The sequence below is a fragment of the Stenotrophomonas maltophilia genome, assembly GCF_001274595.1.
Lineage (GTDB): Bacteria > Pseudomonadota > Gammaproteobacteria > Xanthomonadales > Xanthomonadaceae > Stenotrophomonas > Stenotrophomonas forensis.
In genome coordinates, this window is record NZ_CP011010.1 from 2,515,988 (window position 1) to 2,541,729 (window position 25,742).

22 protein-coding genes are annotated in these 25,742 nt (G+C 67.1%); 17 read left to right on the plus strand and 5 right to left on the minus strand.

The genetic code is table 11. The features are described 5' to 3' along the window. Positions 1-32 precede the first annotated feature (32 nt). The 5 genes from VN11_RS11625 (at position 33) to VN11_RS11645 (ending at position 5,727) form a co-directional block, all read left to right on the plus strand. Positions 33-917: an NAD(P)-dependent oxidoreductase gene (locus tag VN11_RS11625; RefSeq protein ID WP_080374922.1), complete on the plus strand. Its 885-nt coding sequence runs from the start codon at positions 33-35 to the stop codon at positions 915-917. Between the two features lie 101 nt (positions 918-1,018). Then, complete coding sequence (locus VN11_RS11630) at positions 1,019-2,158, plus strand: SPFH domain-containing protein (RefSeq protein ID WP_053449830.1); 1,140 nt, start codon at positions 1,019-1,021, stop codon at positions 2,156-2,158. Positions 2,159-2,178: 20 nt separating this feature from the next. Continuing rightward, complete coding sequence (locus VN11_RS11635) at positions 2,179-3,531, plus strand: hypothetical protein (protein WP_053449831.1); 1,353 nt, start codon at positions 2,179-2,181, stop codon at positions 3,529-3,531. After that, positions 3,528-3,785 carry a hypothetical protein gene (locus VN11_RS11640; protein WP_053449832.1) on the plus strand — a complete coding sequence of 86 codons (258 nt, stop codon included), beginning with the start codon at positions 3,528-3,530 and terminating at the stop codon, positions 3,783-3,785. The genes VN11_RS11635 and VN11_RS11640 overlap by 4 nt, the downstream gene beginning before the upstream one ends. Before the next feature lie 277 nt (positions 3,786-4,062). Next, the gene (locus VN11_RS11645; protein WP_053449833.1) at positions 4,063-5,727 is read left to right on the plus strand and encodes a tyrosinase family protein; all 1,665 of its coding nucleotides are present in this window, start codon (positions 4,063-4,065) and stop codon (positions 5,725-5,727) included. A gap of 53 nt (positions 5,728-5,780) precedes the next feature. On the opposite strand, the gene VN11_RS11650 is transcribed toward VN11_RS11645, so the two are convergent. Continuing rightward, complete coding sequence (locus VN11_RS11650) at positions 5,781-6,677, minus strand: tyrosine-protein phosphatase (RefSeq protein ID WP_053449834.1); 897 nt, start codon at positions 6,675-6,677, stop codon at positions 5,781-5,783. Positions 6,678-6,694: 17 nt separating this feature from the next. Further along, positions 6,695-8,989 carry a TonB-dependent receptor gene (locus VN11_RS11655; RefSeq protein WP_053449835.1) on the minus strand — a complete coding sequence of 765 codons (2,295 nt, stop codon included), beginning with the start codon at positions 8,987-8,989 and terminating at the stop codon, positions 6,695-6,697. A 123-nt stretch (positions 8,990-9,112) separates the two neighbouring features. Between VN11_RS11655 and VN11_RS11660 the strand changes: the two genes are divergently transcribed. From VN11_RS11660 to VN11_RS11675, 4 genes are all read left to right on the plus strand, one after another. Then, positions 9,113-9,757, plus strand: coding sequence for a TetR/AcrR family transcriptional regulator (locus VN11_RS11660; RefSeq protein WP_053449836.1), 645 nt, complete (start codon positions 9,113-9,115; stop codon positions 9,755-9,757). Positions 9,758-9,902: 145 nt separating this feature from the next. Next, a complete protein-coding gene (locus VN11_RS11665; protein WP_053449837.1) occupies positions 9,903-10,529 on the plus strand; it encodes a DNA-3-methyladenine glycosylase in 627 nt (208 codons plus the stop codon). Between the two features lie 115 nt (positions 10,530-10,644). Next, positions 10,645-12,354 (plus strand): sensor domain-containing diguanylate cyclase, encoded by a 1,710-nt coding sequence (locus VN11_RS11670; RefSeq protein ID WP_053449838.1) that lies wholly within the window; start codon positions 10,645-10,647, stop codon positions 12,352-12,354. Between the two features lie 405 nt (positions 12,355-12,759). After that, entirely contained in the window at positions 12,760-13,161 is a 402-nt protein-coding gene (locus VN11_RS11675; protein ID WP_053449839.1) for a hypothetical protein, read from the plus strand. 48 nt (positions 13,162-13,209) lie between these two features. Here the strand turns inward: VN11_RS11675 and VN11_RS11680 are convergent, their stop codons facing one another. Together VN11_RS11680 and VN11_RS11685 are read right to left on the minus strand one after the other, a co-directional pair. Beyond that, the gene (locus tag VN11_RS11680; protein ID WP_053449840.1) at positions 13,210-15,153 is read right to left on the minus strand and encodes a MacB family efflux pump subunit; all 1,944 of its coding nucleotides are present in this window, start codon (positions 15,151-15,153) and stop codon (positions 13,210-13,212) included. Between the two features lie 2 nt (positions 15,154-15,155). Then, complete coding sequence (locus VN11_RS11685) at positions 15,156-16,337, minus strand: efflux RND transporter periplasmic adaptor subunit (RefSeq protein WP_053451311.1); 1,182 nt, start codon at positions 16,335-16,337, stop codon at positions 15,156-15,158. Between the two features lie 255 nt (positions 16,338-16,592). On the opposite strand from VN11_RS11685, the gene VN11_RS11690 reads away from it, so the two are divergent. The 3 genes from VN11_RS11690 to VN11_RS11700 all read left to right on the plus strand — a co-directional run bounded on the left by VN11_RS11690 (position 16,593) and on the right by VN11_RS11700 (position 19,489). After that, a complete protein-coding gene (locus tag VN11_RS11690; RefSeq protein WP_053449841.1) occupies positions 16,593-17,309 on the plus strand; it encodes a response regulator in 717 nt (238 codons plus the stop codon). A gap of 3 nt (positions 17,310-17,312) precedes the next feature. Further along, entirely contained in the window at positions 17,313-18,389 is a 1,077-nt protein-coding gene (locus tag VN11_RS11695) for an ATP-binding protein (protein ID WP_053451312.1), read from the plus strand. A 179-nt stretch (positions 18,390-18,568) separates the two neighbouring features. After that, a complete protein-coding gene (locus VN11_RS11700) occupies positions 18,569-19,489 on the plus strand; it encodes an ABC transporter six-transmembrane domain-containing protein (RefSeq protein WP_053449842.1) in 921 nt (306 codons plus the stop codon). Between the two features lie 20 nt (positions 19,490-19,509). Here the strand turns inward: VN11_RS11700 and VN11_RS11705 are convergent, their stop codons facing one another. Then, positions 19,510-20,124: a TetR/AcrR family transcriptional regulator gene (locus VN11_RS11705; RefSeq protein WP_053449843.1), complete on the minus strand. Its 615-nt coding sequence runs from the start codon at positions 20,122-20,124 to the stop codon at positions 19,510-19,512. 169 nt (positions 20,125-20,293) lie between these two features. Here VN11_RS11705 and VN11_RS11710 point away from each other — a divergent pair, with 169 nt between their 5' ends. The 5 genes from VN11_RS11710 (at position 20,294) to VN11_RS11730 (ending at position 25,737) form a co-directional block, all read left to right on the plus strand. Next, on the plus strand, positions 20,294-21,130 hold the full coding sequence (locus tag VN11_RS11710; RefSeq protein ID WP_053449844.1) for a siderophore-interacting protein: 837 nt from the start codon (positions 20,294-20,296) through the stop codon (positions 21,128-21,130). Between the two features lie 195 nt (positions 21,131-21,325). Continuing rightward, a complete protein-coding gene (locus VN11_RS11715) occupies positions 21,326-23,503 on the plus strand; it encodes a TonB-dependent receptor (protein WP_053451313.1) in 2,178 nt (725 codons plus the stop codon). A 52-nt stretch (positions 23,504-23,555) separates the two neighbouring features. Continuing rightward, positions 23,556-23,855 (plus strand): DUF3649 domain-containing protein, encoded by a 300-nt coding sequence (locus tag VN11_RS11720; RefSeq protein ID WP_053449845.1) that lies wholly within the window; start codon positions 23,556-23,558, stop codon positions 23,853-23,855. Beyond that, positions 23,852-25,462, plus strand: a complete 1,611-nt coding sequence (locus VN11_RS11725) for a PepSY-associated TM helix domain-containing protein (protein WP_053449846.1) — start codon at positions 23,852-23,854, stop codon at positions 25,460-25,462. Before VN11_RS11720 ends, VN11_RS11725 begins: the two co-directional genes overlap by 4 nt. Next, complete coding sequence (locus VN11_RS11730) at positions 25,459-25,737, plus strand: DUF3325 domain-containing protein (protein ID WP_053449847.1); 279 nt, start codon at positions 25,459-25,461, stop codon at positions 25,735-25,737. The genes VN11_RS11725 and VN11_RS11730 overlap by 4 nt, the downstream gene beginning before the upstream one ends. The last annotated feature ends 5 nt before the right edge of the window (positions 25,738-25,742 follow it).

Here is a 25,742-nt window from a genome sequence, read left to right on the forward strand (position 1 = left end):
GATGGGCGTCCTGTCCTGCTCTGGAGCCAGCCATGCCTTTGGGATTCATCGGCCTGGGCGTCATGGGAACGCCCATGGCCAGCCACCTGGCGCGGGCGGGCCACGCCGTGCTGGGCTGGTCCCGCTCCGGCCGCAACCACGCCGCCGCGCGTGCCGCAGGCGTCGAGGTCCGTGAGCAGCTGCACGACGTATTCGCAGCCTGCGAAACCCTCATCCTGATGCTGGCCAACGACGACGCCATCGACAGCGTGCTCGATCGACAGGGCAGCGCGTTCGGCGAGCGCGTGCGCGGCCGCCTGCTGATCAACATGGGCACCAGTTCGGCGGCGTATTCACAGGCGCTGGCCGAACAGATCCGTGCTGCGGGTGGCCGTTACGTGGAAGCGCCGGTCTCCGGCTCCCGTGTGCAGGCCGAAGCGGCGCAGCTGGTCATCCTGCTGGCCGGCACCGATGCCGATCTCGCCGTGGCGGCGCCGCTGCTGGCACCGATGGGCCGGCAGACGGTGTGCTGCGGCAGTGTGCCGTCGGCGCTGCGCATGAAGCTGGCGGTGAACCTGTACCTCATCACGCTGGTCACCGGCCTGGCCGAAGCGGTGCACTTCGCCGAAGCCCACGGCATCGAGCTGGAACGCTTCGCGCAGGTGCTCAATGCCGGGCCGATGGCCAGTGACGTGTCACGGATCAAGCTGGACAAGATGGCCCGTGGCGATTTTGCCGTGCAGGCCTCGATCACCGACGTGTACAAGAACAGCGGGCTGGTCGCCGCCGCCGCGCGCGAGGTCGGCATGCATGCACCGCTGATCAACGCCAGCGATGCGCTGTTCGCACAGGCGCAGCACGCCGGGCTGGGCGCACTGGACATGGCCGCCGTGCTGCAGGCGGTACGCGCCGGTCCGGGTGGTATCGACCGGGCCTGATCGGAATTCATCTTCCGGCACTCCTGCCGTCCCCGGCCGCTGCTATATTCAGCTCAGGTCGGCAGGCACGGTGCCTGCCCTCGAATCACAGGGAGTTGGACATGGGTCTGGTACAGGCGGTGAAGGGTGCGGTTGGCGGTGTGCTGGCCGACCAGTGGAAGGACTTCTACACCGTGCCCACGGGCCTGCCGTCCACGGCGGCCCTGTTCGCAGCGGTGCCGCACGGCACCAATGCCGGCCGCGGCTCCAACACCAGCGGCTCGTCCAACATCATCAGCAACGGCTCGAAGATCATCGTGCCGGAAGGCTACGGCCTGCTGCTGTTCCAGGATGGCGCGATCACCGCATTCGTCGCCGAAGCGGGCGGCTACGAGTGGCGCTCGGACGATCTGAACTCGCAGTCGATCTTTGCCGGCGACGGCCTGGTCAGCACCTTCATCAAGCAGAGCTGGGAACGCTTCAAGTTCGGCGGCCAGCCCGGCTCGCAGCAGGCTGCGTATTTCGTCTCGCTGAAGGAACTGCCGGACAACCGCTTCGGCACCCAGTCGGAAATCTACTGGGACGACGGCTTCCTCAACACCCAGGTCGGCGCGGTCACCCGTGGCTCGTATACGCTGAAGATCGTCGACCCGATCCTGTTCGTGAAGAACTTCGTGCCAGCCAGCTACCTGCAGCCGGGCCAGGTGTTCGATTTCACCGACCTGGACAACGCCGCCGCCAGCCAGCTGTTCAATGAAGTGGTCGGTTCGCTGGCTCCGGCCTTCAGCCTGTACACGAACGATCCGGGCAAGGGCAACCGCATCACCAAGCTGCAGCAGGATTCGATCGGCTTCGCGCAGAGCCTGTCGGCCGCGGTCGAGCAGGCGTATCAGTGGCAGAGCGATCGCGGCCTGGCCATCGTCAAGACCGCCATCGTTTCCATCGAGTACGACGCCAACACCCGCGAGCTGCTGAAAACCGTGCAGCGCGCCGATGCGCTGACCGGCTCGCGCGGCAACTCCAACCTGCAGGCCAGCGTCGCCCAGGGCATCCAGTCGGCCGGCGAGAACGGCGGTGCGGCAGGGCTTGTAGGTGTCGGCATGGCCTCGGGCATGTTCGGTGTCGGCGGCATGCAGCAGCCGGTGACGCCGGCCGCGGACGATCCGGTGGCCAAGCTGAAGAAGGCCAAGGAAATGCTTGACCTGGGCCTGATCACCCAGAGCGACTACGACGCCCTGAAGGCCAAGGCACTGGGCCTGTAACGGCAGGACGCACAACGAACATGTCCGATCCCCGAAACGGCCCTCCGCCGCTGCCCGGATCCGCGCCCGCGACGCCGCCGCCCTTGCCGGCGGCGTCGTTGAATGGACCGGGTTCCCCGCAGGACGTCCCTCCCCTGCCCGGCAGCTTCCCGCTGGACACCTCGACGCTGCCACAGGCTATCCGCGATGAAGTGGAGGCCCCTGACCCGGTGGCCATCGACACCTCGGCCAGCGAGCTGAAGGACGGCCTCAACCGCTGCCCGAAGTGCGGCGCCACCGACATCCGGCCCAAGGCCGGCACCGACATCCTGGTCTGCCTGTACTGCCGTCACGAATGGCATGGCGCACGGGTCGAGGAGGAATTCGGGCTGGGCGAAGCCATCGACCAGCTGCGTGGCACCGTCATCGCCTCCGGCGCGCGTGACATCGACGCCGATACCTCGGCGCTGATGACCTTCAAGTGCACCGGCTGTGGCGCCGAAGTCACGGTCAATACCGAAAGCACGATGACGGCGCGCTGCCACTGGTGCCGCCATGTGTTCGGCGTCAACGAACAGATCAGCAACGGCGCGGTGCCCGATGCCGTCCTTCCCTTCCATATCAAGAAGGACGATGCGGTCGCGCGCATCCGCCAGTTCGTCGACAAGCGCCGGATGTTCGCGCTGAAGGCGTTCAAGCAGGAGTTCACCCCGGAAAACGTGGTGGGCGTATTCCTGCCCTACATGATCGTCGATGGCAATGTCAGTGCGGCCGTGGCCGGCAAGGGCGAGATCCAGACCCGCCAGTACACGGTAGGCAGCGAGAAGAACAAGCGCACCGTCTATGACGCCGACATCTATCAGATCGAGCGCCAGGTCGACTTCACCGTGGACGATCTGCCGCTGGAATCCTCCGCCGAGCGCGGCAATCTGGATGTCCGCGCCAACACCAACAACATCATCAACACCATCCTGCCGTTCGACACCAAGAACGCGGTGAAGTGGAATGCTTCGTACCTGGCGGGCTTCACCTCCGAGAAGCGCAACCTGGACGTGGAGAAGCTGCGGCCACGACTGGAAGACCAGCTGCTGTCCATTGCGCGCTCGCAGGTGGAATCTTCGGTACGCGGCTACAACCGTGGCGTGCGCTGGGAGCAGGAACAGCTGGAAGTGCATGGCACCCGCTGGGTATCGATGTACCTGCCGGTCTGGCTGTACTCGTACCACCAGCCCGGCAAGAACGGCGGCATGCTGCACTACATCGCAGTGAACGGCCGTACCGGCGAAACCATGGGCAGCGTGCCCGTGCAGCAATGGAAGATGCTGCTGGCGGCGTTGACCGCCGGCACGGTCATCGAAGCACTGGCAATCCTCATCCTGATGGCAACCTCATGAGCGACGATAGCGGCCTCTGGCTGTTGGCGGCAGGTCCGGCCGGCGCAACTGCGCTGTACTGGGCGCTGTACCGCTACTACCGCAACAGCGACAAATCGCATTCCTTCGAGCACGAGACCGAGGTCAAGGCACAACCGGTCACCGGCTCCAACCAGAAGGTGGGCCAGGTGCGTGGCACCGAGGCCACGCGCATCGAAGGCGACAACGTGTACCAGTACCGGATACGGGTTGCACGGGTAAAGCCCGATCGGTAGAGCCAGGCCATGCCTGGCTGATCGACGACGCCGCAACGACGACGGTGAACGGCTTCAGGCCGCGGTGGTCTCTACCCGCTGTCGTCTGTGGCGTGCTTCGCAGATCGTCGCCGTAGCGCATGCCTATACTACCGCCGCTTCCCATCCGGCCATGGCTGCACCTGCCGGTGGAAGCGGCGGGGCTGGATGTCCCCGTCGGGCCGGCCGCCCTGCTGCCGCCGGCCTTGCCAGTGATTTGTAACCCAACGCGGTTCAACCAATCACCAGGGGGAAGGCTATGCGCTACACACGTCGTGATTTTCTTGCCACCACCGCCAGCGCTTCATTGGCGTCACTGGTCGCGCCCGCAGCCTGGGCCAGCGGCACCACACCGGCCGAAAAGGCCGTGCAGGCCCGCTACCACCGCTACAACGTCACCAGTCCCGAGGGCCAGCGCATGCTGGCCAGCTACGCGCGCGGCATCAATGCCATGCTGAAATTGCCGCCGGACGATCCACGCAACTGGTTCCGCAACGGCTTCGTGCACCTGATGGATTGCCCGCACGGCAACTGGTGGTTCTACGTTTGGCACCGCGGCTATGTCGGCTACTTCGAGCAGACCATCCGCACGCTCAGCGGTGATCCGCAGTTCGCGATGCCCTACTGGGACTGGACCGAGCTGCCGCGTATTCCTCCTGCGATGTTCGATGGCGTACTCACGCCCACCGACAGCGCCTATGCGCCCTATACGCGCAACCTGGCGGTGTTCACCCGGTTCATGCGCCCGGCGCTGCAGCGCTACTGGGACAAGCTCGACGCGGGCCAACGCGGCCAGCTCAAGTTGCGCGGCTATCTCACGGCCGACGATGTGTGGAACGACGTGACCGGATACAGCGCCACGGAGAAGACCGGCATTTCCGGCAATGCGGCCTATGCGATCACCTGTGGTGCCCGTTACCTGTGGCGCGAGAATCCGGGCTTCGATGCCAAGACGGCCTCGGCGGTGTCTCCCGACACGATCCATGCGGGGCTGTCGCCGGTGGACTTCTACAATGCCGATGTAAGCCGCAGCTTCACCAGTTCACGCACGGCGTCGCACGTGGTGCCGCCTGATGGCGCCACGAAATTCTCGGTGCTTGAAGGCTTCCCGCACAACAAGGTGCACAACTGCATCGGCGGTGTCGGCGCGGTCGATCCCGGTCCCTACGGCAACATGACCAACTTCCTGTCGCCGCTGGACCCCATCTTCTACCTGCACCACGCCAACATGGACCGCCTGTGGGACGTGTGGAACCAGCTGCAACAATCGCGGGGCAAGCCGATCATGCCGGTCGACGTCGACCAGCGACGCCAGTTCATGAACGAGCCGTTCCGCTTCTTCGTCAATGCCCAGGGCGGCTTCGTCGGTGAGCGTCCGGCAAGCGCGTTTTTCTCCACCACCGCCTTCGACTACGACTACGTCTATCCCGGCCGCAACGACCTGCTGCAGGCGGCAGCGCTGCCTGCAGCCCCCGGTGCGGTACGGCTGGTCCGCGGCACGCGGTCCGATGGCGCCGTCCGCGTCGCGGTTCCCAACGAAGCGGTGCGCGCGCACCTCGCCACGTCCGCACCGCGCCAGCTGATTGCCGAAGTCACGCTGGAGCGCCCACAGGGGTTGAACAATACGCGCGAGTTCGACGTCCTGGTCAATGCACCCGCCGGCACCTCGGCTGTTGCTGCCGACAGCCCCTATTACGCGGGCACGGTCTCGTTCTTCGGGCCCAGCATGCCGGGCATGGACCACAGCCATCCCACCACCTTTGCGGTGCCCTTGCCGCAGAAGCTGGGAGCGCTGCAGGCAGTCAAGGCCGCCGATGACGGCACGACCACGCTGGAGATCCGCCTGGTCGCATCGACCGGCCAGGCACCGCAGACGTTCCCGGTGCTGGACGCCTCGATCCTGGTCGCACCGCTGCAACCCTGATGGACCCGGGCGGGTGCCGGCCTGGCCGGCATCCGTCCGGCACACCACGACCCTCACCCCGCCTGCCCCAGCCGCACCTTCAGCTGCTGGATCTCCTGCTCGCTTACCCCGATCGACTTCAGGTAGCCTTCGGCGCTGCCGTACTGGCTGTGCAGCGCGGCGAGGAACTGCTCCATGTTGTCCGGTGCGGTACCGGACATGCCGGCCATCTTGCGGCCGATCTCCGGGTTCTGCTTGATCAGCGCCATGATCTGCGCATTCATCGCGCTGTCCTTCGGCTGCCCTTCCAGGTAGTACGCGGAAATCGCGTAGTTGTGCACGATCTCGGCCTTCGGCACGCCAGCCAGGTCCAGCAGCAGGCCGGCGATGATCCCGGTGCGGTCCTTGCCCGCGGTGCAATGGAACAGCACCGCGCCGTCCTGCTGCGCGGCGATGCGCTGGAACACCTGCTTGAACTGCGGCTGGCTATGGCCCAGCCACTGCACATAGGCCTCGCCCAGTGAATCCGGGAAGCTGGTCATCATCTTCTGCAGGTCCATCTTCTCGGTGCCCATCAGCGAGATGCGCTGATAGTCGAAGCGATCATCCTTGGCCAGCAGGTCTGGCGACTGTGCCTCTTCGTCCGCGGTGCGCAGGTCGATGTCCAGCTTCACGCCGGCAGCGGCCAATGCATCGCGATCGGCGTCGGTCAGCCGGCCGAGATCGGCGGTACGCACGAACGCAGCGGCCGGAATCGGGCCATGACGGCCCTGCAGGCCAGCAAAGGTGCGCACGTTCCACGCCCCCTGCAGCGGAAGTACGCGCTGCGCATCGGCGGCGACCGGCTTCACATTGGCGGCAGCGGCCGGCTTCGCGGCAACGGCCTGCGGTGCGTCTGCGGCCACGGCGGTGGCCGCCAGCGGCAGGCTGAGCATCACGGCCAGGGCAAGTTCGGTAGAGCGGTGCTTCATGGGAGTCTCCGTTCGAATCAGAAGTTGACGGCCACATCCAGGCCGAAGGTGCGGGGGTCGTTGAAGATGCCGGTCTGGCCCAGCGCCGGACTGTTGAGCTTGTAGAACAGGTGCTGCTCATCCAGCAGGTTGCGTGCCCACAGCGAGAACGACATCGTGGTGCCGGAGCTGTTCACCGGCACATCCACCAGCGCCACGCGGGCATTCACCACGAACGAACTGTCAGTGAGCATCTGGTCGTACTCGCTGGTGTAGTAGCCATCGGACCAGTTGCCGTCCACATGGAACTTCAGCGCCGAGAAGTTGGCGAACGGCACCAGGTAGTCGGCTGACAGGCTGCCCGCATTCTTCGGCGCCAGCAGCGGCTGCACGGTCACCTGCACGCCCGCACCGAAGGGGTCCGTGGCGGTCTGCGCATCGATCTTCGTATACGCGTAGTTGAGGCCGAGGGTGAGGTTGTCCACCGGCATCACGCTGAACTCCAGCTCCGCACCGCGCGACTTCCCATCACTCAGTGCATTGGTGGTGACCATGGTGGTGCGGGTTTCACCGCTGTTCGGGTCGAACGGCAGCGAGAAGTCCATCTGCTTGTGCGCGATGGTCGAATCGAACACCGCAAGGTTCAACCGCGCACGGTTGTCCCAGAACTGCGATTTGAAGCCCAGCTCATAGGCGGTCACCTCTTCCGGGCCGAACGCGGTGTAGTTGGTCGACCGCGAGTTGGCACCACCGGCCTTGAAGCCAGTGCTGTACCTGGCGTAGACCATCGCGTGCTCGCCCAGGTCGTAGGCGATGTTGACCATCGGGTCGAAGCGGCTCCAGCGGTCCTTGAAGGCGAGACTCGTCGCCGCACCGTTGACGATGTACAGGCTGCCCTTCTTGTCATCGCGGGTGTAGCGGCCCCCGGCGGTCAGGTGCAGGCCCGGCATCGCCTCCGGGGTCCACGTGGCCTGGCCGAACACGCCCAGGCTGTCGGTCCACGCCTTGCTGGCGCGGTCGATGCGAACCCGCGACAGGTCCAGCGGGTTGGTGGCCGGGTTCAGCGTGTAGCTGTTACCGCCCGGCCCCCAAACCAGCATGTTGGGCGTCTGCGCATTGTCACCCGCGGTCTCGTGGTAGTAGAACGCGCCGCCGAGGAACTGCACCTGCGCGGTGTTGCCGATCAGCTGGAACTCCTGGCTGTACTGGTGCTGGTAGACCTGGGCCAGGCTGTAGCGGCCGAACGGCGTACCCGCGCCACCGTAGGCCGAGATCGCATCGACCAGTCCCATGTCGAACTGGCCCTGGGTCAGTTCACGATAGGAACTGATCGACTTCAGCTCCAGGTTCTCGTTCAAGGTCCACGACAGGTTCAACAGATGGCCACTGGTGCGGCCGATGTTGTCTTCCTGCGGGCCGCCCAGGATGGCGCTGTCGCGGCGGTCGAGACTGGCCCCGGCCTTCTGCAGCGGGCTGAGGTAGGCGCCGGGCACCAGCACCTGGGTGTGGTACGGCGTGGTCGCATCGTAGGAACGGTCGAACGCGTACAGCAGCGAGAAACCATCGCTCGGCTGCCACAGTGCGCTCAACCGAGCGCCACGCTTGTCGTAGCTGTTGAAGTCGCGCTCGCCGCGCATCGGGTTGTCGGTGGTGCCGCCACGCTTGGCCTGCACCGCGTCGATCTTGAAGCTGACATCGCCCAGCTTGGGCAGGTCCAGGTGCAGCGCGCTGTTGTAGCCGCTGTAGTTGGACACACCGGCACTGACGCGGCCGCCGAATTCACCGGTCGGCGCCTTGGTCACGATGCTGACCGCACCGCCTTCGGTGTTGCGGCCGAACAACGTGCCCTGCGGTCCCTTCAGCACTTCAATGCGCTCCACGTCGTAGAGCATGCTGCCCAGGCCCTGCGCGCGGCCCATGAACACGCCGTCGACGTAGATGCCGACGCCGGCATCGCGCGCCGGCTGGTTGGCATCGCCGGACGCACCGATGCCACGGATGCCGATGTTCAGCGCCGAACTGCGGGTCGCGAACGGGGTCACCCGCAGCGAAGGAATCGAGCCATCGGACAGGCTGCCCAGCGAAATCGCGCTGCGATCCTTCAACGCCTCGGCATCGACCACCGACACCGAAATCGGGGTCTCCTGCAGGTTGGTGGCGCGCTTCTGCGCGGTCACCACCACCTGGTCAAGCGCCACCACCGTTCGCGCCGCGTCGGCAGAGGCAGTGGCATCGGCTTCGGCATGGGGGCCGTCTTCGGCATGGGCCATCGCCGGCAGCGCGGCGGCGATGGCGAGGGTGAGCAGCGGGCGGTGCAGCGTGGCGTAGCGCATCGGACTCGTTCGCGGAAGGAGAAGGCCGGCGCAGTCTGGGAGTCGGGAATTACAAATGAATGACCGTTCATTCACACCTTTTGTGACGTACTATCCCGTCTCTGGACGCCCTGACCTCCCGCAATGACGCCAAAGCCCGCCGTAGCCCCACCCGTTGATGACGCCGCCGCCGCACACGCCGAGGCCCAGCGCCGGCGCATCCTCGATGCCGCCCAGAAGTGCTTCATCACTCGCGGCTTCCACGCCGGTTCCATCGGCGATATCGCCGCCGAGGCCGAGATCAGCCAAGGGCTGATGTACCGCTATTTCGCCAACAAGCGGACCCTGATCCTGGCCCTGATCGAGCGCCAGCTGCGCCACGACCAGGCGTCGATCAGCGAGATGCCGGCGGCGTCCGATCTGGTCGATGGCCTGCTGGAGTGCTACCGGCAGTGGGCGCGCGGCGCCGTGCTGCCGATCCACGGCAATGCCATCGCCAGCGTGGCGCTGTACGCGGAAATCAACGCCGAAGCGCACCGCGACCCGATGCTGGCCCAGGTACTGCGCACCCACGACAAGCAGACCAGCGCCGCCATCCATGCCTGGCTGCGCCAGCACGATGCGCGCCTGGGCCGGCCGATTGACGAGGAAGCCATCGCCGGGCGCACCCTGCTGCTGCGGCTGCTGGTGGAGGGCCTGGCCATGCGCGCCGTGCGCGACCCGGACCTGCCACCGGCACGCGTGCGCGCCCTGCTGGCCGATGCGATTGGGCGGGTGATGGCCGATTGAATTGCCGGCCAGCGGCCGGCACTACCCCGCCTCTGCACCGTGCCGCTTGCCTGCCACCGATGAAGCGGTAGTGCCGGCCGCTGGCCGGCAGCTTCACCGGCAAGCCGTCACACTGCAGGCTTCTCCCGCAGAGCCTGCCCCTGCCGTGCTGGATGGATTGCCGCCGCACTGGAAGATTCTCCCCCGCCGCTTCTACCAGCGCCCGTCCACCGAGGTTGCGCCGGAGCTGCTCAACAAGCTGCTGGTGCGCGACGATGGACGCGCGGCCCGCATCGTCGAGGTCGAAGCCTACGCCGGCAGCGTGGACCCGGCCGCGCATTCCTACCGCGGGCCGACCCCGCGCACCGCCAGCATGTTCGGCGAAGCCGGGCACCTGTACGTCTACTTCACCTATGGCATGCACTGGGGCAGCAATGTGGTGTGTGGCGAGATCGGCGATGGGGTGGCCGTACTGCTGCGTGCCGCCGAGCCGCTGGCCGGGCTGGAGTACATGCGCGAACTGCGCCCGGCTGCCAGGCGCGACCACGATCTGGCCAGCGGCCCGGGCAAACTCTCCCAGGCGTTCGGGTTGGACCGCCGCTTCGACGGTGCCGATCTGGTCACCGGCAACCAGGGCATCGTCATCGCCAGCGATGGCACCGCACCCCCGCTCGACCCGGTGGTCGGCCCGCGCATCGGCATCACGCGCGCGGTGGAGTTTCCCTGGCGCTGGCACGTTCGCGACCACCGTCACGTTTCAGTGCGCCCCGCCCGCTCGCCCCGCAAGCGCTGACCGCGCTGCCTCACGTTGGCATCACCCGGTGATGGCGATACATAACGCGGTACGCACTAGCGTAGTGCCTGACAGCCGCCGAAGCCGCCCTCGCCACCCAGCCCTGAAAAGCGCCATGGACGAAGCCGAACGACTGCTTGAACTTGACCGGCTGCACCTGCTCGACACCCCGCCGGAACCCGTGTTTGACGCCATCGTGGCCGCTGCACGTGCCGCCACCGGCATGACCATGGCGTTGATTTCGGTAGTGGCCGACGAACGCCAGTGGTTCAAGGCCAACATCGGGCTGGACGGGGTCAGCGAGACCGCCCGCGAAATCTCGTTCTGCACGCACGCCATCCAGCAGGATGCGCTGTTCGAGATTCCAGACGCCCGCCAGGACCCGCGCTTCGCCAGCAATCCGCTGGTCACCGGCGGCCCCCGCATCCGCCACTACGCCGGCATCTCGCTGGGCTCGGCGCACGGTGCGCGTATCGGCACGCTGTGCCTGCTCGACCCGATGCCCGGCGTGCTGTCGCCGTCGCAGCGCGAACTGATGGTACATCTGGTCCGGGTCACCACCCAGGTGCTGGAACAGCGCAGCACGCTGATGGCGCAGGTCGGCCAGGCCAAGGCTCTGCACCGCGAACTGAAGCGCAGCGAGGATTTCCTGGAACGCACCAACCGCGCCGCGCGGGTGGGCGGCTGGGAACTGGACCTGGCCAGCAACGACGTGCGCTGGACCCGCGAGACCAAGCTGATCCACGGCGTGCGCAGCACCTTTGAACCCACCCTGGAAACCGCGCTGTCGTTCTATCGCGAAGACAGCCGCAGCATCATCCGCACCGCCGTGCAGCGCTGCATCGACGAAGGCACCTCCTGGGAAGTGCAGCTGCCCATGACCACCGCCGACGGCCGCGATATCTGGACGCGCGTCGTCGGCGGCCGGCAGCAGGTCGACGGCCGCCCGCGCCTGGTCGGGGCCATCCAGGACATCACCGAAGAGCGTGCCGCACTGGATGCGCTGGAAGCCAGCGAAACCCGCTACCGGCGCCTGTTCCACTACAGCCTGGGGCTGATCTGCACGCACACACTGGAAGGCGTGCTGACCTCGGTGAATCCGGCCGCGGTGCAATCGCTGGGCTTCGACGAGAGCTACATGATCGGGCGCAGCCTGTGCGACCTGATGCCGCCGGAGAAGCACGCTGCGTTCAAGGCGTACCTCGCACGCATTGCGGTCAACCACACCGATGCCGGCGTGATCGAACTGATCGCCGCCGATGGCACCCGCCACTTCTGGGCGTACCACAACGTGCTCGACAGCGAGGCCAACCCGCCCTACGTGCTGGGCCACGCACAGGACGTTACCGCGCTGCGCATGCAGGAACAGCAGCTGCGCGAGATGTCCTTCAAGGACCCGCTGACCCAGAGCTACAACCGCCGCTTCCTGCCACGGCTGGACGAGCTGGCCGACCAGCCCTGGGCCTGCCTGATGTTCGACCTCGATCACTTCAAGCAGATCAACGACACCCAGGGCCATGCGCGCGGCGATACCGTGCTGGTGGAGTTCGCCGCCTTCCTGCGCTCGCCGCTGGGTGCGGCGGAAAACGTGGTGCGGATGGGCGGCGACGAGTTCATGGTGGTGTTGATCACCCCGGACACGGGGCGGCTGGCGGTGCTGGAACAGTGGTATCTGCAACATGCGGCACAGTCGCCGACGCCGTTCTCACTCGGTGCGACGCACCACACGCCTGGCGAATCAGTGGGCGATACCCTGCAGCGTGCCGACAGCCGGTTGTATCGCGAACGCGCACGTGTGCGCAGGCATCCTCGACCGGCTTCCTGACGCGCCACGCCCGCTACGCGGCATCGCACGCAATGTCGTGATTGGCACGCCTCGATCATCCGCTGCGCGGGTGCATCCACATTCCAATAATTTCGAACTTTCCAACTATTCTCATTGGCAGCCAAGGCGCTGCATGCAAATCATATCCAGCCACCGACAACGGGTGGCACGGGCTTGCAATCCCGTTTGACTAATGTTGTTTACGCTTGCCTGTCGGCGTCGTCCATTCCCTCTGGATGGCGCCGGCAGGCAATCTGTCCGCGCATCTATGGCGGGCGGTACGTGGGGGCCTCGTGCCCGCCGGAGCTTTGGCAACGTTAGTCGCCGGTATTGCAACCACGCACCGTCCGCCACCCTTGCTGTCAAGCAGGGTGGCTCCTTCGCGTAACGCATAAGGAAACCGCCATGAGCGCCGACCGCTACCCGTACCTGTTCGCCACCCTCGGTGATGTCGCCAGCCAGTTGCCCGACACCCTCGCCGAGCCGCTGGAAACCACCCTCGCCGCCAATCCCGCCGCCAACGGCATCACCCTGCTGGACTGCCTGCAACGCATCCGCGACGTGGAAGCGGCCGACGGCCAGCCCTTGCAGCGCAAGGGGCGCGCACCGGGGCAATGCGTGGCGCTGGCGCGCATCAACCGCGCCAACGCCGGGCTCACCGTGCTGCTGGAGCTACTGCATGCCAGCGAGCGCGTGCGCGTGGATGGCGAAGAGGCGCAACAGGTGGGCAACGACGTACGCGAGGGCCTGCTGCTGGCGTGCAGGGGCCTGTCGGAATATGTGGACACGCAGGTCTACGCGGCCTGAGCGATGGCGCCGGGCACAGCCCGGCGCTACCCACAGTCGCACATGGCGTCATTCCGCCGCCAGCGCTTGGATCGGATCCAGCTGCGCCGCACTGCGTGCCGGGAAGTAGCCGAAGCCGAGCCCGATCGCCGACGAGCACGCCAGGGCGGCCAGCACTGGCCCGGCAGTGAACAGGAACGGCACGCCCAGCGACAGCAGGCTGGACAACGCCCCCACCGCGAACGCGAACAGCACGCCGAGCACGCCACCGAACAGGCAGATCAGCACCGCCTCGATCAGGAACTGGCGCAAGATGTCGCCCTGGCGCGCGCCCACCGCCAGCCGCACGCCGATCTCGCGCACACGCTCCTTCACCGACACCAGCATGATGTTCATCACCCCCACCCCGCCCACCACCAGCGCCACCGCCGCGATGGCGGAGACCAGCGCGGCCATGGTCTGGCTGGACTTCATCACCGCCTTGCGGATCTGGTCGGCGTTGTAGATGAAGAAGTCGCGGCGCCCATGCAGGCGTTGCAGCTCGGCCCCCAGCGAGGCCTCTGCGGCGTTGGTCGGTACGTTGTCGCGCACGCGCACGGTGATGCTCTCCAGGCGTTGGCTGCCCAGCAGCCGCGAGGCGGCCGAGGTGTACGGCACGTAGACCGTGGGCGTTGCGCCGCCGGCAAAGGCATTCGCCCCCACCACACCGATCACCTCCACCGGCATGCCGCCCAGCAGCACCGTGCTGCCGATCGGGTTACCGGCGAACAATGCCTTCGCAGCCTTCTGGTCGACCACGCCCACGGCGCGATGTGCGTCCACTTCGTCAGCGCTGAAGAAGCGACCGGCCTTCAGCCGCAGCCCGCGCACGCGCGGCAGATCCGCGCCTACGCCCAGCACCTGGGTATTGGCGCGACGGCTGCCCTGCAACGCCGCCACCGATCCGCTCAGGTTGGGGCTGACACTGTCCACGTAACTCAATGCGGCCAGATGGTCGGCGTCGCCCACCACCAGTGTTTCGATTTCCGCCGAGCGCGGGTCGCCGAAATCGGCGCCGGGATAGATCTCCAGCGTGCTGGCGCCCAGCTCGTTGATCTGCGACTCCACCTGCGCCTGCGCGCCCTTGCCCAGCGCCACCACGGTCACCACCGCAGCAACGCCGATGATGATGCCTAGCATGGTCAGCAACGTGCGCAGCCGATGGGCCAGCATTGAACGCACGGCCATCCGCGCCGCTTCGCGCACTGCGTCCATCCGGGCGCGGCGTTCGGCACGCGGCGCAGGCCTGGCTTCGGGTGCATGTGCGGAGTGCGCGGCCTGCGTCCCACGCTCGCCACTATCAGCCACCACCCGGCCGTCGGCGATCTCGATCACCCGTGCAGCGTTTGCCGCAATCGCTGCGTCGTGCGTCACCAATATCACCGTATGGCCCTGCGCGTGCAGGCGCTTCAGCTCGGCCATCACCTGCTGGCCACTGGCATGATCCAGCGCGCCGGTCGGCTCATCGGCCAGCACAATGGCGCCGCCGTTCATCAGCGAACGCGCGATGGACACGCGCTGCTGCTGGCCGCCGGACAGCTGGCTCGGCCGGTTCGCGGTGCGCTCGCCCAGGCCCAGTGTTTCCAGCAGCGAGCGTGCACGGGCGGTGCGCGTATCTGCATCCACGCCGGCATACACCGCCGGCAGCGCCACGTTCTCGGTGGCGCTCAGGTTCTCCATCAGGTTGTAGCGCTGGAAGATGAAACCGAAATGCTCGCGGCGCAGCCGTGCCAGCGCATCCGGCGCCATCTGCTCGGTGGCCTCGCCGTTCACCCGGTAGCTGCCCTCGGTCGGCCGGTCGAGGCAGCCGAGGATGTTCATCAACGTGGATTTGCCGGACCCCGACGGACCGATGATGGCGATGAACTCACCGGCATCGATGCGCAACGAAACGTCCTTCAGCACCACCACTTCACCGGCGGCGGGGCGATAGGCGCGCGACACCGCGCGCAGCTCCAGCAGTGCGTCGGCCATGCTCACATCCCCAGCAGGCTGGTCGGTTCGGTGTCGGCGCCACTGGGCGCCTGGCCGACCACCACATTCTCGCCCTCGCGCAGGCCGGTCAGGATCTGCACGGCAGTGGCGGTGCGCAGGCCGGTGGTCACCGCACGTTCGCGGGCGCGCCCCTTGGCATCAACCACCTGCACGGTAGCGCGCTGGCCCTGTGTGTCGGCCGACTCGGTCAGCGCCGTCAGCGGTACCTGCAACGCGCTGGCCGCCCGCGCCAGCTGCAGCGTCACCTTCACCGTCATCGACGGCTTCAGCGCCAGGCCTGGGTTGGCCACATCGAACAGGCCGGCGTAGTACACCGCCTTCGGCGTCTGTGCAGCGCCGCCCGCACTGCCGGTGGCCGCCTCGGCAATCGAGGACGGCGCCGGCTCAAGCTGCTGAAGGTGGGATTCATAGCGGCGTCCGCTCGGCCCCAGTGTCGAGAACCACAACGGCTGCCCCGGCGCCACCAGTTCCACATCGGCCTCGGCGATCTCGGCACGCACCGTCATCGTGTCCATCTGCGCCAGCATCACGATGGTCGGCGTGGTCTGCATCGAATTCAGCGTCTGCCCGGCCTTGGTGACAATCGCCACGATATAGCCGTCAGTGGGCGAAACGATGCGGGTGTAACCCAGGTTGATCCGTGCGGTTTCCACCTGGGTCAGCGCCTGGTCGATCTGCGCCTGCAGCGCGGCCACGTCGGCACGGGCAGCATCGCGGGCCACCCGTGCGGTTTCAAAGCCCTCCTGCGAGACCAGCCGCGACGCCACCAGCTGCGACTGCCGCTCGAACACACGGCTGGCCTGCACGTAGCGGGCCTGGCTGGCGGTGTGCTGGGCGCGCAACGTACTGGTGGCGGCCTCGGCGCTGCGCAGCGCGATGCGCTGTGGTTGTGAATCGACCTCGGCAATCAGGTCGCCGGCCTGCACGCGCTGGCCCAGCACCACATGCAGGCGCTTGACCTGCCCGGACACCTGCGCGCCCACCGCCACCAGTTCCTTCGGATTGACCCGGCCCACCGCCTGCACGGTCTTTTCCAGGTCGGCCACCCGGGCCGGCGCGGTGATCAGCGCGGCCTCGTCGCCCTCGGCGAGTACCCACGCGGCGGCGCCGGCAGCCAACGCGGCCACGGCGGCAACACTGATCCAGGTCCTGCGGTTGCTCATCGAAAGGCCCAGCTGCACGCAGTCGCCCGGTGCGACCGCTGAGTCCCCAGTCTGGTGGCCGCGTGTGGACGTCTTCTGCAGCCAGCATGGAGATTGCGTGGAGAGGGCGCCGCCGTTCAGGCAGGCCGCCCGCAGCTGAACGTCGCCGCGCGTGTCCATGAAATCTCGACACAATCTCGACCGAGTCTCCATCAACGGCCGCTAGCCTCGTCGGCCTCGCCGACTGGCCGCCACCGCAACGCTGCGCATCACGCAATGAAACACGCCCTCCGTACCCGCCAGCCACCGCTGGTGCTGATTGCCGAGGATGAAGGCGAGATCGCCGACATCCTGGGTGCCTACCTCGACCGTTCCGGCCTGCGCAGCGCCCGTGCCGCCGACGGCGAAGCCGCCCTCGCCGCCCACCGCCAGCTGCGCCCGGACCTGGTGCTGCTGGACGTGCAGATGCCGCGGCTGGATGGCTGGCAGGTACTGAGCGAACTGCGCCGGCGTGGCAACACCCCGGTGATCATGCTCACCGCGCTGGACCAGGATGTGGACAAACTGACCGGCCTGCGCGTGGGCGCCGACGACTACGTAGCCAAGCCGTTCAATCCGGCCGAGATCGTGGCACGCATCCAGGCCGTACTGCGCCGCAGTGCCAGGACGGTGGCCGAAGAACCCAATGGGCTGATCCGGCAGGGGCCGTTCGAGATCGACCTGCGCAGCCACGAGGTGACCGTGCGCAGCGGCGAGCAGCAGCATGCACTGACCTTCACCCTCACCGAGTTCCGCCTGCTGGTGCACATGGCCCGCGCGCCCCGGCAGGTGCATGCGCGGGTGGACCTGCTGCATGCCTGCCTGCCCGAAGGCGATACCCAGGAACGCACCGTCGACAGTCATGTCAGCAAACTGCGGCGCAAGCTGGAGGACGTGGGCGTGATCGGCATTCCCGCCACCATCCGCGGCGTCGGCTACCGCTTCCTGGACTGAATGATGAACCCCAAAGGCAAGAGCATCGGACGCCAGATCACGCTGTCCATCACGGTCGCCTCGCTGTGTTCGACGGTGCTGTCGATCAGTGGTTTCTACCTGTTCTACTACCTGATGGAGGTGTTCTATCCGCGCTGGTATGACCAGCCGGAAACCATCATGCCGTCCGGCCTGGAATGGCTGTGGATCGGCCTGACCGCCAGCGTGGTCGTCATCTTCGCCACGCTGGTCGCCTCGCGCCTGACCCGGCGCATCATCACCCCGTTGAATTCGGTGGCCGAGAGCCTGCGCCGGGTGGCCAGCGGCGATCTGGACGCGCGTGCACGCGGCGGTGATACCACCATGGCTGAAGCGGCCACGCTGGTCAGCGATTTCAACTCGATGGCCGAGCGCCTCAGCCGCATGTCCGAGAACCGGGTGTTCTGGAATGCAGCAATCGCGCACGAACTGCGTACGCCGATGACCATCCTGCGCGGCCGCCTGCAGGGCATCGCCGAGGGCGTGTTCGAACCGGGGCCGGAACAGTTCAACAGCATGCTCACCCAGCTGGAGGGCCTGACCCGCATCATCGAGGACCTGCGCGTGGTCAGCCTGGCCCAGAGCGGCCACCTGGACCTGCGGCTGCAACGCAGCGATGTCAGCGTGCAGGTGGCGGCGGTGGTGGAAGCCATGTCAGAGGCACTCACCGAAAGCAGCTTCTCGGTCACGCTGGAGGCGCGCCCGGCGCTGGCCGACTGCGATCCGGCGCGCATCCGCCAGGCGGTGCTGGCGCTGCTGGAAAACGCACGCCGCCATGCCATTCCCTGCCCGCTGCGGGTGCGCGTCACGCTGGCCGAAGGTCATTGCACTGTAGCCGTGGAAGACAGCGGTCCTGGTGTTCCGGATGAACTGCGCGACAGCATCTTCGAAGCGTTCCAGCGCACCGACGTCTCACGTTCACGGCAGAGCGGTGGCTCCGGGCTGGGCCTGGCCGTGGTGCGGGCGATTGCCGTGGCCCATCACGGAACGGCGCGCTGCCGCGCCACCGAGCGTGGCGGCAGTTCGTTCGAACTGCGCTGGCCGGTGCACGCGCGGCGCTGAAGCTCGGGTAGCGGCCCACCTTGGCGGGCACCACGCCCTCCGCTGAACACCGCGATTTTCTCCACGCAACCTCCATCGTCCCTCCATGCCCGCTCCAAACGGCTGCCGATACTGGGCATGACCGGGCAGATGGCAGGCATCCATCCCCTGCCCTGTCTCCGTCCCCTCCAGGCATCCCGATGAAACACCCCCACGATCCGGCGGCTGCCGCCGGCAGCATCGGCCAGCAGAATGCGGCCGCCACCCTGAAAGCGATCCTGCGCACCTATCCCTGGCAGCTCACCGGTACGTTCTCGCTGGTCGCGCTGGAGAACGCGCTGCTGCTGGCCTATCCCCTGTTTGCCGGCTTCGCGGTGGACGCGATCATCCGCGGCGACATCGGCCACGCCATCTCCTATGCCGGCGTGGTGCTGTTGTTCTGGCTGGTCGGTGCCGCCCGCCGTGCGGTGGATACGCGCACCTTCACCCGCATCTATGCCGACCTGGCAGTGAATGTGGTGCAGGCACAGCGGCGTCTCGGCCACGCTACCTCCACCTCCGCCGCACGCGTGGTGCTGGCGCGCGAGTTCGTCGACTTCTTCGAGAAGCACGTGCCAATCATCGCCACCGCGCTGGTGTCGATGTTCGGCGCGGCCGCGATGCTGCTGGCGATCGAACCCGTAGTGGGCGCTGCAAGCCTGGTCGCCCTGCTGGGCGCACTGTTGCTGCTGCCGTCATTCGCGCGCCGCAACGAGCAGCTGCATGGGCGCCTGAACAACCGGCTGGAACATGAAATCCGCCTGGTCGACCGGGTCAGCCCCTCGGTGCTGCGCCGTCACTACACCACGCTGTCGCGACTGCGCATCCTGTTGTCCGACCGCGAAGCGGGCGCCTTCGTGGTGGTCGGCGCAGCCGCCGCGGTGCTGTTCGCGCTGACCATCGGCCGCCTCGCCACCACCGACGGGGTGACCCCGGGCCATGTGTACGCAGTGATGACCTACCTGTGGACGTTCGTCGGCAGCCTGGATGATGCGCCGTCGATGGTGGACCAGCTGGCGCGCTTGAAGGACATCGGTCGTCGGGTCAGCCCGGGCATGGAGGATGCGGAGCATGACCGGTAGCTGCCCACCTGGAATGAGCGTTACCCAGGGGCTGCCATGCGCCCGCACATCGCCAATGCTCCGATGATCAATGCTTCCATGCTGCGGTCGAACTCGGCCTGCTGTGCCTTCCGATCCAAGGTCCGGCGCGTGGTATCCACCAGCGCATGCCGGGAATACACGGTGTCGGCCAGCGCCACGGCGTGATAGCCCACGGTCGACAGCAGCCATGCCGCCTGTTCCAGCGGCAGGCCATGCACGCGACTGAATTCGGCATGGTGGCGCTGGATGCGCGCCAGCATCTCCGGCGTCTTCGCGCCGTGGCTGACCAGGAACGGGGCCAGGCCCGGATTGTCATCCACCAGCGCCCGCAATGAGCGCTGGAACGCACGCAGATCCTCCACGATGCTGCGCTGCCCAGCGGCATCCAGCGCCGGTGCCTGCCAACGCTCGAAGATCGCCTCGGCCACCAGCTCGCGCAGTGCCGCCAGATTCGCCACATGCTTGTACAGCGCGATATGGCTGACACCCAGTGCCGCCGCCACGCCGACGAAGCTCAGCCCCGGCAGCGTCATGGCAATGCCGGCGTCGGCGATGCGCTCGCGGGTGATGCTGGGCGGTCGCCCACGGGAGGCGGTTTTTTTTGGTGCAGCCATGCGGTAAGGGTTCCTGCGTGATGCGCGGGCAAGGGCTGTCATGGTGGTCCGCCGCCACGCAGTGGTCAACGCGTCGCGTGTCCTTCGGACAGGCCCGGGTTGCAGTGCGATCAATTTAGTTTACTATGATGTAACTAATTCGCATCTGCAGTGTCCAGGATCGTTGTCGATGTCCGCGTCCCCCACTTCAATCACCCCGGCCGGGCGGCTGCGCAGCGCCGACCATGATCGCGGCCTGCAGGCGCTGCAGGTCCAGGTGGTCGCGGTCGTGCAGCCGTGCGCCAGCCTGCTGCGCCTTCTGGTCCAGCTGCCGGAACACGCAGAACTTGCGCCATGGCAGCGTGCCAACATCGCGGTGCGCATCCAGCTGGGCGCCGGGTTCGGCGATGTGTCACGGATCTACACCGTGCGCAGCGTCGATGCCGCCACCCGCCAGTTCACCCTCGACGTAGTGCTGCACGAGGCGCCGGGGCCGATGCTGGCGTGGGTACGTGCGCTGCGCCCCGGTGATGCCTTCGATCTGACCGGGCCGCGCCCCCATCTGCAGGTGCCGCAGCGCGAAGGCACCTGCGCCCTGCTGTTCGCAGACCAGAGCGCCATCCCAGCCCTGTTTGCCCTGCTGCAGCAGTGGCCTGTCGGTCAGCGTGCGCGGGCCTGGGTCAGCTCGGAGGATGCTTTCCCGGTAGACGAGCTGCCGCACCTCGACGGTGTCTGCGTGCATCGCCTTGCCACCGGTGACGCGCCCTTGCTGCAGCAGGCGCGCCAACAGCAGCCGCCGCCTGGCAGCACGGTCTGGGCGGCCGGGGAGCGCGAGGAAATGCGCGCCCTGCGCCGCCACTTCATCGAAACGGTCGGCCTGCCACGCACCGATGTTGCCGTTGCCGGCTACTGGAAGCGTGGCGAGACCACCACCGAAACCGACCAGCGTCGCCGCCGCAACTACGAGCGCGTGCTGGCACGCGGCGGTGGCCTGCAGGACCTCGACGACCTTGCCGACGATATCTGATCCACACGGCAGCATCCGCGCCACGCGCGTCGTTCCACCCAGCCACAGATCGCCCACGCACCTCGCGTGCAGCACTGCCCCAGCGGCAGCGCCGTGCCCTCTGCCAGCCATTCCACAGCCCGCGTCGCCCTGCCCCTGCAGGTCATCGACGGCGCCGTGCTGGCCGATCGCACGACCCACCACACGAGAACCGCCATGTCCCTCCCCCTGCGAACCCTGCCCCTCCCACGCCGCTCCGCGCTGTCCGTGGCCGCACGTGCAGCGTTGCTGCCCACCCTGTTGATCGCCATCGCAGCCCACGCCAACGATGCACCCGATGGCGCCCTCCAGTTGCCCACCGTGAACGTACGCGCCGACAAAGCCGCACCCGCCGATGCCTATGCGGGTGGCCAGGTCACGCGCGGCAGCCGCGTCGGCCTGCTCGGCGAGCTCGACTTCATGGACACGCCGTTCAACACCACCCGCTACACCGCCGAATTCATCGACAACATCCAGGCGCCGGACCTGGTACGGGTGATCGCGCTGACCGACCCCAGCGTCTACAGCAGTGGGTCCAGTGGTGGCATCACCGACTACTTCAACATCCGCGGTTTCGGTGTCGCCTCGTCGGATATCGGATTCGGTGGCCTCTACGGGCTGATTCCCTACTACCGCGTCACCCCGGAGCTGGCCGAGAGCATCGAGGTGCTGAAGGGCCCGTCCGCGCTGCTCAACGGCATGCCGCCGGGCGGCTCGGTGGGCGGTGCGGTGAACCTGGTGCCCAAGCGTGCTGGCGACACGCCGTTGACCCGCTTCACTGCCAGTTATGGCAGCGACACGCAGTGGGGCGGTCATCTGGATGTCGGCCGCCGCTTTGGCGCGGGCAAGCAGTTCGGCGTGCGCCTCAATGCCGTGCACCGCGACGGCGACACTGCCACCGACCACCAGCAGCACAAAACGCAGCTGGCCTCGCTCGGCCTGGACTGGCGTGGTGAGCGCTCGCAGGTGTCGCTGGACCTGCTCAGCAGCCGCGACCATGTGGATGGCCTCAACCGTGGCGTGTCGCTGTCGCCCGGCCTGGCGGTGCCCCGACCGCCGAAGGCCAGCACCCTGTTCGCACCGGACTGGACCTTCAGCACCGTCAAGGACCAGGCCGCCGCGCTGCGCTGGTCGTTCGACATCAACCACCACCTGCAGGCGCATGCCAGTTACGGGCACGGCCACACCGATTTCGACTCCATCGCCAGCGCCACCACGCTGATCACCAACGCAGCCGGCGACTTCCGCAACAACTTCGCCCACCAGCGCTTCATCTACAGCAAGGACACCGCCGAAGCCGGCCTCTCGGCACGGTTCCGCACCGGTGCGGTCGATCATGCACTGGCGATCAGTGCAGCGTGGTACCAGCACGACCAGAAATTCGGCTTCAAGCGCAACCTGCTGGCCAGGGATTGGGTGACCAACATCTACAACCCGCAGTGGGGCCCGGCCATTGATCGAAGCTTCAGTGATGCGTCGCTGCCGAAGACCGCGGAAGTGCGCACCACCAGCGTGGGCATCGCCGATACGCTGTCCTTCATCGATGATCGCGTACAGCTGACCCTGGGCATCCGTCACCAGACCGTACTCAGCGATACCTTCGATGGCAGCACCGGCAAGCGCACTGCACGCTACGACGCCAGCGCCAATACTCCGGCCGGTGCACTGCTGTTCAAGGCCAACGATCGCCTGTCGCTGTATGCCAACTACATCGAAGGCCTGAGCCAGGGCAGCACCGCCCCGGCCACCGCCGCCAACGCTGGCGACGTGTTCCCGCCGTACAAGACGCGCCAGCGCGAGGTCGGTGCCAAGGTTGACTTCGGTCGCCTGGCCAGTGTGCTGAGCGTGTACGAGATCGAGAAGCCCGGCGCCTACACCGACCCGGCCACCAACGTGTTCTCGTCCGGCGGCCAGCAACGCAACCGTGGCGTGGAATGGACCGTGTTCGGCCAGGCCACCGAACAGCTGCGCGTGCTCGGCGGCATCGGCTGGCTGCAGCCGAAGCTGACCCGCACCCAGGGCGGCATCAACCAGGGCCGCCTGGCCACCGCCACCCCGCAGTGGCAGGGCAAACTGGGCGTGGAATGGGATGTGCCCGCCGTGGCCGGCCTCACCCTCACCGGCAATGCAGTCAGCCTGTCCAAGGGCTACATCAACGCAGACAACAGCCAGTGGGTGGCGGGCCGCACCGTGTTCGACCTCGGCGCCCGCTATGCACTGCAGGCCGCCGGTCACCCGCTGGTGCTGCGTGCCAGCGTGCAGAACCTCACCAACAAGGCGTACTGGGCCGGCAGCCTCGGCTCCGGGCTGGGCACGCCGCGCACCGCGCTGCTGTCGGCCACCGTCGATTTCTGATGCCTGATACACGGGCGCCCCGCCATCGCGCAGGGCGCCCCGGAGAACTGATGTGAGCGTTTCCCGTACCGCTTCCGTGCTGGCCTGGCTGCCGCTGGTCTCACGCATCCTCGCCGCGCTGTTCGGTGGCTATGCCTTGGCTGCCCTGTGCAGCATCGCCGCGCTGGCGCTGCCCATCGATGGCCGCCAAGCCGTGTTCACCGGCATGCTTGCCAGCTTCCTGCTGTATGCCGGCGCCGTGGTCTGGGTATTCGCAGTGCGCTCGGCATGGCGTGCGTGGCTGGGCCTGGTCATCGCCGCGTTGCCGCTGTGGTTGATCGCACAAACGGTTGGCGACGGAGGCGGGGCATGAGCCAGGTCGATCGCTCCCCGAAGCCACGCGGTATCCGCCAGACCATGTCCGACCTGCATATCTGGGTGGGGCTGCTGGCCGGCTGGATCCTGTACGCGATGTTCCTCACCGGCACCGCCAGCTACTTCCGCGACGAGCTCTCGCGCTACACCCGGCCGGAAATCGCCACACCGTCTACGTTGCCGGACGCGGCTGCGGTCGCGCAGCGTACCGTCACGGCGATCATGGCCGACACACCTGCAGCCAGCCAGATCAACCTCAGCCTGCCCAGCCAGCGCATGCCATGGGTGTCGGCGATGTGGGCCAGCCCTGGCGGACGTGGCCGCCACGGTTTCGACTCGGGCCTGTTCGATGCCAGCACCGGTGCACCGCTGCAGGCCCGCGATACGGGTGGTGGCGACTTCTTCTACGCCTTCCACTTCAACCTGCACTACATGCCGGCCATGTGGGGCCGCTGGATCGTCGGCCTGTGTGCGATGTTCATGCTGGTGGCCATCGTCAGCGGCGTGATCACCCACAAGAAGATCTTCGCCGACTTCTTCACCTTCCGCTGGGGCAAGGGCCAGCGCTCGTGGCTGGACGGTCACGCCGCGGTCTCGGTGCTCGGCCTGCCCTTCCATTTCATGATCACCTGGAGCGGGCTGGTGATGCTGGCGGTGCTGTACATGCCGTGGGGCCTGGCCAAACTGCCGGACAAACGCCAGCAGGCCGAAGTGATCAGCGAGATGCGCCTGTTCCTGCCGCCGCAGAAGCCAGCAGGCCACCCTGCCCCGCTTACCGACGTCGGTGCGCTGGTGCAACAGGCCGAGCAGCGCTGGGGCACTGGCGCTGCAGGCAGCGTGCAGGTACAGAATCCCGGCGACGAGAACGCACGCGTGGCCGTGGTGCGCGCGCAGTCCAGTCGTGTTTCCACCACCCCGAACTACCTGCTGTTCGACGGCAGCGATGGGCAGCTGCTGCAGATCAAGGAACACTCAGGCGTCGCCGCCGATACCCAGGGCGTGCTGTATGGCCTGCACCTGGGCCGCTTCGCCGATGCCGCCCTGCGCTGGCTGTACTTCATCGTCAGCCTGGCCGGCACCGCCATGGTCGGCACCGGGCTGGTCCTGTGGACGGTCAAGCGACGCGCGCAGCTGGCCGATCCGCAACGGCCCTACTTCGGTTTCCGCCTGGTCGAGCGGCTCAACATCGCCACCGTCGCCGGGCTGTCGGTGGCGATGGCCGCCTACCTGTGGGCCAACCGCCTGCTGCCGGTCGCCATGGACAGCCGCGCGGCCTGGGAGATGCATCTGTTCTTCCTGGCCTGGGCGGCCATGTTCGTGCACGCCGCGCTGCGTACAGCGAAGCGCGCGTGGATCGAACAGTTTCTGCTGGCGGCACTGCTGCTGGCGCTGTTGCCAGTACTGACTGCGATGACCACCTCGCACCCACTGTGGCACGCGCTGGCGATGGGCGATTGGGCGTTTGCCGGGACCGACCTGACCCTGCTGGCATTGGCCGCCCTGCACTCGTTACTGGCTTGGCGCACCTGGCGGCATGCGCCAAAGGCGAAGCGCGCAAGGCCGTCTGCAGCGTCACGCAATGCGGTACCGGAGGCCGGCGCATGATCCACCTCATTCTCTTCGTGTTGTCAGTAGCGGCGTTCGCCTGCCTTGCGCTTTCGATGGAACGCCATCAGCGGGACGTGGTGCGTCGCGTGCTGAGCGCGCAGGCGACCCAGCAGCTGCGGGCCATGGGTTGGGCGCTGCTGGTGTTCAGCACCGTATTCGCAATGCGCGGGCTGGGGGTGGGATCTGGTCTGGCCGCACTATCCGGCCACACCAGCGTGGCCGCCGGCGTAGTGGTGTTGGCGATGGTGGCGCATGCACGACGGTATCGGTAGATGCC

Coding starts and splice junctions, on each gene's coding strand:
- VN11_RS11625 (WP_080374922.1), top strand. CDS start 33: ATGCCTTTGGGATTCATCGGCCTGGGCGTCATGGGAACGCCCATGGCC.
- VN11_RS11630 (WP_053449830.1), top strand. CDS start 1,019: ATGGGTCTGGTACAGGCGGTGAAGGGTGCGGTTGGCGGTGTGCTGGCC.
- VN11_RS11635 (WP_053449831.1), top strand. CDS start 2,179: ATGTCCGATCCCCGAAACGGCCCTCCGCCGCTGCCCGGATCCGCGCCC.
- VN11_RS11640 (WP_053449832.1), top strand. CDS start 3,528: ATGAGCGACGATAGCGGCCTCTGGCTGTTGGCGGCAGGTCCGGCCGGC.
- VN11_RS11645 (WP_053449833.1), top strand. CDS start 4,063: ATGCGCTACACACGTCGTGATTTTCTTGCCACCACCGCCAGCGCTTCA.
- VN11_RS11650 (WP_053449834.1), bottom strand. CDS start 6,677: ATGAAGCACCGCTCTACCGAACTTGCCCTGGCCGTGATGCTCAGCCTG.
- VN11_RS11655 (WP_053449835.1), bottom strand. CDS start 8,989: ATGCGCTACGCCACGCTGCACCGCCCGCTGCTCACCCTCGCCATCGCC.
- VN11_RS11660 (WP_053449836.1), top strand. CDS start 9,113: ATGACGCCAAAGCCCGCCGTAGCCCCACCCGTTGATGACGCCGCCGCC.
- VN11_RS11670 (WP_053449838.1), top strand. CDS start 10,645: ATGGACGAAGCCGAACGACTGCTTGAACTTGACCGGCTGCACCTGCTC.
- VN11_RS11675 (WP_053449839.1), top strand. CDS start 12,760: ATGAGCGCCGACCGCTACCCGTACCTGTTCGCCACCCTCGGTGATGTC.
- VN11_RS11680 (WP_053449840.1), bottom strand. CDS start 15,153: ATGGCCGACGCACTGCTGGAGCTGCGCGCGGTGTCGCGCGCCTATCGC.
- VN11_RS11685 (WP_053451311.1), bottom strand. CDS start 16,337: ATGAGCAACCGCAGGACCTGGATCAGTGTTGCCGCCGTGGCCGCGTTG.
- VN11_RS11690 (WP_053449841.1), top strand. CDS start 16,593: ATGAAACACGCCCTCCGTACCCGCCAGCCACCGCTGGTGCTGATTGCC.
- VN11_RS11695 (WP_053451312.1), top strand. CDS start 17,313: ATGAACCCCAAAGGCAAGAGCATCGGACGCCAGATCACGCTGTCCATC.
- VN11_RS11700 (WP_053449842.1), top strand. CDS start 18,569: ATGAAACACCCCCACGATCCGGCGGCTGCCGCCGGCAGCATCGGCCAG.
- VN11_RS11705 (WP_053449843.1), bottom strand. CDS start 20,124: ATGGCTGCACCAAAAAAAACCGCCTCCCGTGGGCGACCGCCCAGCATC.
- VN11_RS11710 (WP_053449844.1), top strand. CDS start 20,294: ATGTCCGCGTCCCCCACTTCAATCACCCCGGCCGGGCGGCTGCGCAGC.
- VN11_RS11715 (WP_053451313.1), top strand. CDS start 21,326: ATGTCCCTCCCCCTGCGAACCCTGCCCCTCCCACGCCGCTCCGCGCTG.
- VN11_RS11725 (WP_053449846.1), top strand. CDS start 23,852: ATGAGCCAGGTCGATCGCTCCCCGAAGCCACGCGGTATCCGCCAGACC.
- VN11_RS11730 (WP_053449847.1), top strand. CDS start 25,459: ATGATCCACCTCATTCTCTTCGTGTTGTCAGTAGCGGCGTTCGCCTGC.